The following is a 3,324-nucleotide window of genomic DNA, read 5'->3' on the forward strand; positions in this document are numbered from 1 at the left end:
CCCCACCGTGCCACGCCAAGGCGAGGAGCGGTTGGCCTTTCCAGAGCTACTCATTGGGCTTCGCCGCTATGATGCTATACCTTGTTACGCGAGCGAGCCGAGACTCGGGCCGCTGTGGCGCAGGCGGGTTCTTTAGAAGAATTACAGTCCTACCTTGATACTGCCGCGGCCCATCACAACCTCGTTCCACTTGTGCAGTCCTCCAAATCCGAGGACATCGGAGTACCGGTCGAACCGTCCAGTCGATTGTTCTGATAGAACAGATGCACACGATGGATACATCCATAATCCAAGTTTCCTCTTTCGCGCTACTTCCGCAGCTTCGACGAGAGCGAAAGCCGTTTGGACGCGAGCGTTGTCGCAACATCAAATACCGGTGATATTGCTCGCCGGCCGGCGAGGCTTGGATCAGGCGGGTCTCGACGCGATCGCCAAGACCGAGCGCAGCAATGGTCGAAGCGCCCAGCAACTTCGCCGCAAGCGCAGTCGGATAGTTGGCGATCACGTCGGCATCGGCGCCGCGGCGCCTACAACTCCTGAAGCCATGCAGAAAGTGCGAGACAGGCGCGTAGATTCCAAGCGAAACCGTACACATTGGTCCGAGAGATGGCCGCAAGCGATTTGGCGGAGGCGAAGCGGGAGGCGGCAAATGACAATCTGCCTTTTGAATTGAAAGGTAGGAGACCTATGTCGCCGCCATTTCCGATCCAGTACGTTGGCGCAGCCTACGTCGGTCACTCGGGGGGACACGGCCTTCTCTCCTGGGAACAGAGATCCGGGCCGATCAACTCTTCATCGGGCGCACTGTGTCAATAATCCGCTTGCACTCGTACGCCATCATGCGCGCGAGCACTTCTTCTGCCGGACAGATCCTTCCGTAAGAGGGCGCGCAGACGACTAACGCCGGCGTCAGCCTGGCTGACTATCAAGCCCGCCGGGCCTGCCCAGCCTGAACTCAGTGCGAAACACTATCCCATAGGAGCACGGAACGCCATGTATAGCCAATCGGTGACTCGTCCGATATTCCATACACTCCCCCCGGCGAGGCTGACGAAACGAGACCGTCAGCAACTAGCGCCGAGCAAATTGATGCGGACAGCCACAGGTTCGCGGACATGTTCGCCGAGATGCACTTAGCCGCACCGGATTCTGACGGTGGCTCATCTTCGGCGGCAACACCGTTGTATTCCCTCGTTCCCAGACCTCCAGTGGTGGAGATCGACACGTCTTCATTCAGGAGAGAAGCGAAGCGCTTTTATGACGATGAAATCAAGCACATCGCCGCTAATCCACAAGAGTACTCGGATTTCGTATCCGAAAAAGCCAAGCGCACCGCTCAGGTCGCCGAGAAATACGGCACAACTAGAGATACCGAGCGCGCGCGATATTTCAGCTATCAATTAGGAAAGCAGAGTGTCGGACTTCTAAGAACGGAAGGGCGGATTCAGCATGACTGAGTTCGAAGGCGACAAGTGGCGCTTCCTGGGCGAACTGAAATCACATCTATTGTAGATCTTCAGATTACTCATCCGCTTGTCGAGAATGCAGGTGATATTCTGTTGGAGTACCCACTTCGGCTCGACGGCGAACGACCGCTGCTCAGTTGGCGAGCTGCCAATCAAGACTCAAAAGCCCGTGCAGCGAAGATGGGGTTTGTTGAGGTTGACAAGGACAACATGGTACTTGACCCTAGCTAGCATTCCGACATTTGGATAAAGAACACATGGCAGCGTGCAAACAAACCTCCCCTATATCTCTCCAAAGCTGAGGGTGGTAAGAGCAGTAACGCCGCGAGTGCAGCTAGTCCCGCCACGTGCTCGTACGAGGATGACTTCATGTAGATCGGATAGGATCTCGTAGAGTCGCGACGGAGAACACCGGATCTGACCGTGCCTTGATTCCTATGCAGCGATCCTCTTGAGGCTGGATCGCACATGTGGACGGCTCCCGTGGCATAGAGACCTTCAGTGACGACTATGGCCCGTTTCGGCTGGTTCTTGGCCGCTTCGCCGCAAGTCGGCTGCCCCTCATCTCGTCCCGACGCCTTAAGCTTGCAGCGATGCCAGGCCGCCCGACCAATGCGGTGACAGTCGCCGTGGCGGCATCAAGTCGATATTGTCGGCCGATTGCTTGGGAGTCCGACTTACGCCCAAAGCCTTGCTAACGCAGAAGGTTGCTAACGTTTCAGTCTGCGTGGCGAGCACATCGTACTCACGCCGATCTCATTGGTCCCGCACTTTGCTGACCAAGAGGACCGGCATCGTTACGGCACCGACGCCGCGGATGCAGCACAGTGATCATAGGCGGAACGCGGTGGAAGCGTTGGCCTATTGCGCGGGGTCTGGCATCGTCCACTCCGGTTGGGCCCAACGTTTGCATTCATGGTAATGGCTGTGACGATTCGGTGCCAACTTCGGACCATGCATGGAGAAGAAGATGTTTCAACGATTACTAAAGGCGCGCAGCGTTGTCTATTTCAAGGCCAGATCGAGTAGCCGCGATACCGAAAGTGATCGTGCCCGTGCTACGTCCATTTTTCGTTCGATAGAGGATGCTCTGGAAGGCGCAATGGCCGAGCAAGCTGGCCTAAAATCGCGCATCGCTGAAGCGTTGGCGCGCTCAGCAGTAACATTGGGCAATGATTCCGATGAATATCTTACGCGCGATCCGGAAGACAACCATTATCAGAATTTGCTTGGTAACGAAATAGCGGAAGGGCAGAGGCGGTTGAACGAGCTGGAAGTCACTATCAGGCATATCCAGTTTCTGAAAACCGCGCTCGTCACGAGATTTCCTGACTTCGGCTTGGGACACAACACTCCTCACGCGAAAGATAGCGGATGAGAGTGGTTCAACAGGAACGGCGCTGAGACGAGCAGTGCCAACGAACAGGCCACGAGTTGCGCAGCTGGTCCATACGCGTGAACGTTTTTGTGAATGCGATGGAGCTTCAGGCGCGTTCCCTTATGAATTGAATTAGCGGCACGTATTTAACGCTATTGGGGCATGCCCTGCTCTTTGACGGGCTGCGACGCCAACGTAATCCAATATCTCGAGATCGCACTTGACCATTGAGGTGATCGGCCGAGCTGCGGACGCACCACAACTGCTATCACCTTCCATCTAGTCCTACTGCGTCATAATTTTCACCGACTTCGACGTGAGATTGGCCCGATGCAACAAGGGCATCGAGATAATGTGGACACGAGCGCCGCGTTCAATCTTCTCCGAACGGTGGCAATCGAATTTGGGACGTGTCGTTCAGGCCGCAATGGCGGATCCCCTCGGTCGATTAGTTTCGGGAATTGCAGCTTCCTTGAACAG

General features: G+C 55.8%; 2 protein-coding genes. Both read left to right on the forward strand.

Annotated elements, in window-relative coordinates; genetic code table 11:
* The first annotated feature begins 1,115 nt into the window (after positions 1–1,115).
* On the forward strand, positions 1,116–1,457 hold the full coding sequence (locus KIP88_RS48090; protein ID WP_283848598.1) for a hypothetical protein: 342 nt from the start codon (positions 1,116–1,118) through the stop codon (positions 1,455–1,457).
* Between the two features lie 967 nt (positions 1,458–2,424).
* On the forward strand, positions 2,425–2,844 hold the full coding sequence (locus tag KIP88_RS45385; RefSeq protein ID WP_249791557.1) for a hypothetical protein: 420 nt from the start codon (positions 2,425–2,427) through the stop codon (positions 2,842–2,844).
* Positions 2,845–3,324: the final 480 nt, after the last annotated feature.

This window comes from Bradyrhizobium sp. SRL28 (assembly GCF_018596315.1).
GTDB lineage: Bacteria > Pseudomonadota > Alphaproteobacteria > Rhizobiales > Xanthobacteraceae > Bradyrhizobium.

Bases quoted from the DNA above. Each gene is read 5' to 3' on its own strand.
- KIP88_RS45385 (WP_249791557.1), top strand. From the start codon at position 2,425: ATGGAGAAGAAGATGTTTCAACGATTACTAAAGGCGCGCAGCGTTGTC.
- KIP88_RS48090 (WP_283848598.1), top strand. From the start codon at position 1,116: ATGTTCGCCGAGATGCACTTAGCCGCACCGGATTCTGACGGTGGCTCA.